The organism is Bradyrhizobium sp. SZCCHNR1017 (assembly GCF_032381375.1).
Lineage (GTDB): Bacteria > Pseudomonadota > Alphaproteobacteria > Rhizobiales > Xanthobacteraceae > Bradyrhizobium.
Window position 1 is genome coordinate 334,677 of the sequence record NZ_JAUHIR010000008.1, and the last position, 6,344, is coordinate 341,020.

7 protein-coding genes and 1 pseudogene are annotated in these 6,344 nt (G+C 65.0%); 6 read left to right on the forward strand and 2 right to left on the reverse strand.

Annotation, left to right across the window (positions count from 1 at the left end; all coding sequences use genetic code 11):
- The first annotated feature begins 96 nt into the window (after positions 1–96).
- From QW863_RS21630 to QW863_RS36015, 5 genes and pseudogenes are all read left to right on the forward strand, one after another.
- Positions 97–798: a FecR domain-containing protein gene (locus tag QW863_RS21630; protein ID WP_315717360.1), complete on the forward strand. Its 702-nt coding sequence runs from the start codon at positions 97–99 to the stop codon at positions 796–798.
- Positions 795–1,955, forward strand: a complete 1,161-nt coding sequence (locus QW863_RS21635; RefSeq protein ID WP_315717361.1) for a hypothetical protein — start codon at positions 795–797, stop codon at positions 1,953–1,955. Before QW863_RS21630 ends, QW863_RS21635 begins: the two co-directional genes overlap by 4 nt.
- A gap of 23 nt (positions 1,956–1,978) precedes the next feature.
- Positions 1,979–2,275 (forward strand): hypothetical protein, encoded by a 297-nt coding sequence (locus QW863_RS21640; protein ID WP_315717377.1) that lies wholly within the window; start codon positions 1,979–1,981, stop codon positions 2,273–2,275.
- Positions 2,276–2,421: 146 nt separating this feature from the next.
- The gene (locus QW863_RS21645) at positions 2,422–3,651 is read left to right on the forward strand and encodes a Tad domain-containing protein (RefSeq protein WP_315717362.1); all 1,230 of its coding nucleotides are present in this window, start codon (positions 2,422–2,424) and stop codon (positions 3,649–3,651) included.
- Between the two features lie 264 nt (positions 3,652–3,915).
- Positions 3,916–4,086, forward strand: a pseudogene (locus QW863_RS36015) (GTP-binding protein); the annotation flags it as partial.
- 173 nt (positions 4,087–4,259) lie between these two features.
- On the opposite strand, the gene QW863_RS21655 reads toward QW863_RS36015, so the two are convergent.
- Positions 4,260–4,778 carry a cupin domain-containing protein gene (locus QW863_RS21655; RefSeq protein WP_315717363.1) on the reverse strand — a complete coding sequence of 173 codons (519 nt, stop codon included), beginning with the start codon at positions 4,776–4,778 and terminating at the stop codon, positions 4,260–4,262.
- A 148-nt stretch (positions 4,779–4,926) separates the two neighbouring features.
- On the opposite strand from QW863_RS21655, the gene QW863_RS21660 reads away from it, so the two are divergent.
- Positions 4,927–5,142, forward strand: a complete 216-nt coding sequence (locus QW863_RS21660; RefSeq protein ID WP_315717364.1) for a CsbD family protein — start codon at positions 4,927–4,929, stop codon at positions 5,140–5,142.
- Positions 5,143–5,404: 262 nt separating this feature from the next.
- Here QW863_RS21660 and QW863_RS21665 read toward each other — a convergent pair whose 3' ends face one another.
- Positions 5,405–5,863, reverse strand: coding sequence for an FKBP-type peptidyl-prolyl cis-trans isomerase (locus QW863_RS21665; RefSeq protein ID WP_409977948.1), 459 nt, complete (start codon positions 5,861–5,863; stop codon positions 5,405–5,407).
- Positions 5,864–6,344 lie beyond the last annotated feature (481 nt).

The window sequence follows — 6,344 nt, forward strand, 5'->3', positions numbered from 1 at the left end:
ACCGAACGGTCATAGAGGCAAACTTGTGCCTATTTTACAACAACCCCGCGCGCCGTCTTCGGCTAGATTGGGCAAGGAACAATCTTCGGTGTGGATATGAATCAGCGTCGCCGAGCCTGTGTCGCTGCAATCTCGGCCGCCGCCCTGCTGGGCTTGGCGGGCGGGGCAAGCGCCGACGGCCGCATCGGCGAGGCCGTGCTGGTGCAGAAGGACGTGCTGCGCGTGGCAGGCGCGTCGAGCAGTCCGATCAATGTCGGCGACGGCGTCGTGCGCAACGAGACGGTGCGCACCGGCAATGACAGCGCCGCGCGGCTCGTCATGATCGACAGCACCAATCTCTCGCTCGGCGCCAACGCCACCCTGACGCTCGACCGCACCGTCTTCAACGACGAGACCAGCTATCGCGATATCGCGATCCGGCTCGGCACCGGCGCGTTCCGCTTCGTCACCGGCCATTCCGAGAAAACCGCCTACAAGATCAACACGCCGCTCGCGACCATCGGCGTGCGCGGCACCATCCTCGACATCCGCTCGCAGCGCGGCCAGACCATGGTCGTGCTGCAGGAAGGCGCTTCGCGGGTCTGCACCCTCACCTTCCAATGCCTCGAGCTGACGCAGCCGGGCGACACCGCGATCATCACCGCGACCGGCAACGGCCGAAGCGCGATCAAGAAGACCAGCAATCCGTCCTGGAGTTTTGCCGCGACCTGCGCGTCGACATCCGGCCTTTGCACGGTCACCGATCTCGCCAGCAATGCGCCGCCGCAGGACTTCACCGGCATCCTGTGCGGGCGATGACGATGAGAACGCACCGCGGTCAGCTTGCTCTCCTGATGACCGCCATCGCCGGCGGGCTGCTCGCGCTTGCGCTGCAAGCCGCGCCGGCCGCCGCGCAGAGCAGTTGCGGGGTGGACAATTTCGCGGCGGCGCCGTGCCCCAGCCCGTCGCCGTCGCCGACCTCCTCGCCCACCGCGACGCCGTCGGCCACGCCGACATCGACCTCAAGTCCGACACCGACGCCCTCTCCCTCGATCTCGCCGACCCCGTCGCCGTCGCCCACCGGCGCGGGAAACAGCGCGAACGCGATCAACGGCCTCGCCGACCAGCGCTTCAACCAGATGATCACCAACCGCGTGCTCGGGCTGGTGCTGCTCGGCGTCAACGAGCAGGTCAACTGCAACGACTGCATTAGCGCATTCGGCTCGGCCGGCTCGTTCTCGGCCGGCATCCATGGCCGCAAGCAGCTCACAAACAATCTGGCGCTGCTCGCGGGCCTCGCCTACACGCACTACGACGAGAACGGCTACCACGTGACGTCGGCGCCAATCGGCGCCTTCGCACTGCGCTACGACTTCGTCGACTGGGGCTCGTCGCGGCCGTTCTTCGACGTCGGCACGATCCTGACGCCCTATGAGCGCGTGCGCTACGGCCGGAGCTATGCAACGAGCCTCGGCAACGTCACGGTGGACGGCACCACCACGGCATCGAACTACGCGGTCTACGGCCGCGCCGGCTGGATCAGCCGGCTCTCGCCGCGCGACGAGCTCGCGGCGTCGGTCGAGCTGTGGCAGTTGTGGCAGCACGTCGCCGGCTATCGCGATCCCACGGTGGCCTTCAACCCGTTCGATGCGACGATCGCCGGCGGCACCGACCGCACCAGCCTGGTCAAGGTCGGCGGCCAGTGGACCCACCTGTTCGGCACGAGCATCGAGGCCAACATCAATGGCGGCTACGTCCAGTCGTTCGCGACCAGCTCCGGCATCGTCGCCACCGTCACCGGCAACGGCACGGTGACGCCGACCATGGGCAACCAGGGCTGGTTCGAATATGGCGGCCGGCTCGGCTTCCGCCTGCCGCAAGGCTGGATCGCCGATCTGTTCGTCAACGGCACGCTCGGCCCGCAGCCGGTCGGCAACACCATCCACGGCGGCATCGGCCTGCGCGTCCATTATTAGCGGCTGGCGCTGGCCCCTGGCGGGTGCACCAGGGCCGGCTGTTCGCCGACATCCTGCGAGTCGGGCTGCCGACCGCGCTCAACGCGGTCATGGTCAATCTCACCGTCATCCTGGTGACCGCGCTCTACGCATTGGTGTGCAGCCGCGTTCTCTCGCCCGGATCTGGCGCTCGCCTCGTTAGCGCGACATCCACCGGCGGGCGCAATCCGACCGCTTGCAACTCACAAGCCGTCACCGCCGAATACAGGCAATTCGCGCGGCTGCCACCAATGAGTGGTACGAACGGGCACCTGTCGATGATCCGGCAAACGGGCTGCTAACCTTCCGCTTCCGCTGCTCCGCTGCCGGTTTCCTTTACGGAACCGGATTCAGCATGCGGTAATGTCTGACCGCCACTTCTTTTGCAGCAGGGGCTCGCATCCGCTGGCATCGAGCCTCGGACAGCCATCAGCAGGAAGCGTCGCACATGACCGCATCGATTTCGTCGAAGACTCTTCGCGATCTGGCATGGAGATTTGGCCGCGCGAAGGACGGCCAGATCAGCATGATCTTCGCCATCACCATCATCCCGATCCTGGTGTCGGTCGGCGCCGCGGTCGATTTCGCCAAGTCGAGCGACACCAGGGCGCAGTTGCAGAAGTCGGTCGACGCCGCGGTCCTCGCCGGCGTGACCCAGGCGAGCGCGCAGCAGGTGTCGACCGCGAGCGCGGTGTTCTCGGGCAGCTTCAAAGGCCGGTTCGGCACCGGCACAACGGCGACCTTCACGCCCAACAGCGACGGCTCGCTGTCGGGCACTGCGACGACCTCGGTGAAGACCTCGTTCCTCAACGTGATGGGCACGACATCGCTCGGCGTGACGGCGTCCGCAACGGCCAAGGCCGGCGCGCAGACCACGTCGCCCGTCTGCATCCTGCTGGTCAGCACCATCAACGCGCAATCATTGCTGGTGAATTCCGGGGCCCAGCTCAATGCGCCGAGCTGCGAGATCCACGTGCTGTCGACGCAGAGCCCGGCCGCGATGTTCAACGCCACGCTCAACGTCAAGCGCATCTGCATCAAGGGCACCAACATCACCAAGAACGGCGGCGTCACTCCGCCGGCCGAGACCGGCTGCGCGGCGATCTCCGACCCATTTGCCGGCAAGCTGCCCGCCGTCACGGTGGGCGCGTGCACCACCAACAACAAAGTCTATGATCCCGGCTCGGTCACGCTCAATCCCGGCGTCTATTGCGGCGCGACCAATTTCAACGGCTCCGGCACGCTGACGCTCAATCCGGGCCTCTACATCATCAAGGGCGGCGCGATGACCTTCAACTCGGGATGGACGGTCACCGGCAGCGGCGTCACCTTCTACCTCGTCGACCAGAACGCGACGCTCACCTTCAACGGCAACGTCAATGCGACGCTGTCGGCGCCGACCAGCGGCACCTACGCCAATATCCTGATGTACGAGCCGAGCGGCCTGTCGACGACGAACCTGCCGATCAATGGCACCAGCAGCTCGTCCTACACCGGCCTGATGTATCTGCCGAGCCGCAACGTCACCATCAACTCGGTCTCGACCATGAGCAGCAACAGCGTCACGATGGTGTTCAACACGCTGATCCTGAACCAGACCAACTGGGCGATCGCGCCCGGCGCACTGTCGATGTCGGCGGCCAGTGGTCCGGCCGGCACGGCGTTCCTGTCGAGGTAGGTGAAACGGAGCTGCATCCCGCCACCGATACTGCTTCCCTCTCCGCGTTCTTCACGGCAGAGGGAACGCGGTGTCGCTGGCGGCTGCAGCGTCGTTTCAGCACTGCAAGGGCTTCACCAGCTCACCAGAGCCGCTCGCGCCCTGCGTCTCGGCCGCCGCCTCTGCCGACTCCCCAAGCCGCCGCGAGCCCGCCCACTCACGCCTTCGTCGCCACTCTCTCCCCTTGACACCCTCTCCCGTTTCAGATGATGTTACGTTATAACATTGCCTAAAGAGACCGCATGCCCGCCCGCCGGCACCGACCCCTCCCCCTCAAGAGGCTGTTCGATCTCGACGCGCAAACTCCCCGTCACGGTCTTGTCCGGCTTCCTCGGAGCTGGGAAGACCACTTTGGTCAGCCACATCCTGAACAACCGCCAGGCTCGGAAGCTGGCGCCGCGCCAACGAGGCGGCCTGATCAGCATTCATCCGAACAACGGCTCGGGTGCAACGACCAGCGAGACACACGCGCGACAGTCGCCCCTGCTTCGCGTGTGAGAGGGAAGGCGGTATAGCCGCTCCCTGCCCGGCGGAGCCGTCGCGAGACGGCTCCGCCATTTCCTTGATGGCTACGACTTCGATTCGGCAGGATCGCGGTGCACCGGGTCGATCCACAGCACCGTCTCGGGCTTCTCGACCGGCTCGATGTCGATGTTGATCGCGACCGCCTCGCCGTCGCTGCGCACCAGCACGCATTCGAGCACTTCGTCCGGGCTCGCATTGATCTCCTGGTGCGGCACATAGGGCGGCACGAAGATGAAATCGCCGGGACCGGCCTCCGCGGTGAACTGCAGCCGATCGCCCCAGCGCATCCGCGCCTTGCCTTTCACGACGTAGATCACGCTCTCGAGATGGCCGTGATGATGCGCCCCGGTCTTGGCGTCAGGCCTGATCGTGACCGTGCCCGCCCACAATTTCTGCGCTCCGACGCGCGCGAAGTTGATCGCCGCCTTGCGGTCCATGCCCGGCGTCGACGGCACGTTGGAATCGAGCTGATTGCCCGGAATGACGCGGACGCCGTCGTGCTTCCAGCGCTCGTCGCCGTGATCGTGGGAATGGCCGTGCGCGTGATCGTGAGAGCCTGACATGATTTCTTCTCGGGATTTCGTCGGTTCGAGGGAACCAACCGTTCTTAGCCGAAATGCCGCAGCGAAGCTATTCGCAGTTCCGCGCGAACCTTTCTGCATTGCGTGCGTTGGATCGGTGGAGTTCACACGAACAACGGAGGACGAAATCATGGGTGCCACCACCGACAAGATCAAGGGCGTCGCCAACGAGACCATGGGCAAGGCCAAGCAGGGCATCGGCGAAGCCACTGGCTCCGAGCGCCTGCAGGGCGAGGGTGCCGTGCAGGAAATCAAGGGCAAGGGCCAGAAGGCGCTGGGCGATGCCAAGCAGGCGACCAAGGACGCGGTGAACACTGCCGCCGGCGCCGCCAACAAGAACCTCTGAGCAGGATCGGCGCGACCGCTGAGGTAGCGCGATGAAGCTCAATAGAAACTAAAAGGACCGGCTCCTCGGGGGCCGGTCCTTTCGTTTTATATCGCGTCCGAGAAATAGCTCATGCTTACGTCCGTCATCGCGAGCGAAGCGACGCGATCCAGAGTCCCGACCGGACACTGGATTGCTTCGTCGCCTGCGGCTCCTCGCAATGACGGCGGTGAGAGCCTTTGCATCAACTCGGCTCGTGATGAGAGCGGCGAAGGCAGGGTCTCTACTTCACACCGAGCAGTTCGACGTCGAACATCAGCGTCGCGTTCGGCGGAATCACGCCGCCGGCGCCGCGGGCGCCGTAGCCCAGCTCAGGCGGAATGATCAGGGTCCTCTTGCCGCCGACCTTCATGGTGGCGACGCCCTCGTCCCAGCCGGCGATCACGCGCTTCATGCCGATCGGGAATTCGAACGGCTCGTTGCGATCCACCGACGAGTCGAACTTCTTGCCCTTCTGGCCGTTCTCATAGAGCCAACCCGTATAATGCATCACGCAGGTCTGACCGCGCGTCGGCGTGGCGCCGGTGCCTTCCTTGGTGTCGATGATCTGCAGTCCGGAGGGAGTGGTCATGGTCTTTCCTGTGGGTTTGGCGGAACTGGTCTGTGCCGAGACCGCGCGGGAGCCCAGCACGACACCGGTCGCGGCCGATGCCGCCGCCATCAGCGCAACTCTTCTGTTCATCGGACGCCGCATGCTCCAGACCGCCTCTGCTCGTTCACGGGAGCCGCGGTTTAGCTCATGCGGGAGCGGCTGACCAGCCCGGCATCGATTTCCGAAAAAAACAATCCTCTTGCCAATAATCGGAAATCATGATTATCTCCGCGCATCCCGCCTCATTGCGGAGGGGCGTTGCGCGCGATCGTCACGACACGCGAGGCGGGGAGCGATGGCCGCGATCATGCCGCAGCGCATTTTCGGATGCGCGGACGAACGGCAGCTCGCGGACGTGAAGTCGCAGCGTCCTGATACCCCGATGCTGGTATCACGCGCAGTGCGCGCAAGCGCATTGTCGCAATGGTGGCCAACAAGCCCGGCGCACCAGGGAGACTGCGTATAAGCGTGAAGACCGTCGCGCAGGGAATGCCGGTGGCGGGCTCAATCGGTGGTCGCAACACCAAGTGTTTTCATTCGTGACAGCAGCTCGTCAAGCGCTTCTGCTGGA

What these genes read in the sequence shown, in the direction of transcription:
- QW863_RS21630 (WP_315717360.1), top strand. Translation starts at nt 97, where the DNA reads ATGAATCAGCGTCGCCGAGCCTGTGTCGCTGCAATCTCGGCCGCCGCC.
- QW863_RS21665 (WP_409977948.1), bottom strand. Translation starts at nt 5,863, where the DNA reads ATGAACAGAAGAGTTGCGCTGATGGCGGCGGCATCGGCCGCGACCGGT.
- QW863_RS21645 (WP_315717362.1), top strand. Translation starts at nt 2,422, where the DNA reads ATGACCGCATCGATTTCGTCGAAGACTCTTCGCGATCTGGCATGGAGA.
- QW863_RS21660 (WP_315717364.1), top strand. Translation starts at nt 4,927, where the DNA reads ATGGGTGCCACCACCGACAAGATCAAGGGCGTCGCCAACGAGACCATG.
- QW863_RS21635 (WP_315717361.1), top strand. Translation starts at nt 795, where the DNA reads ATGACGATGAGAACGCACCGCGGTCAGCTTGCTCTCCTGATGACCGCC.
- QW863_RS21655 (WP_315717363.1), bottom strand. Translation starts at nt 4,778, where the DNA reads ATGTCAGGCTCTCACGATCACGCGCACGGCCATTCCCACGATCACGGC.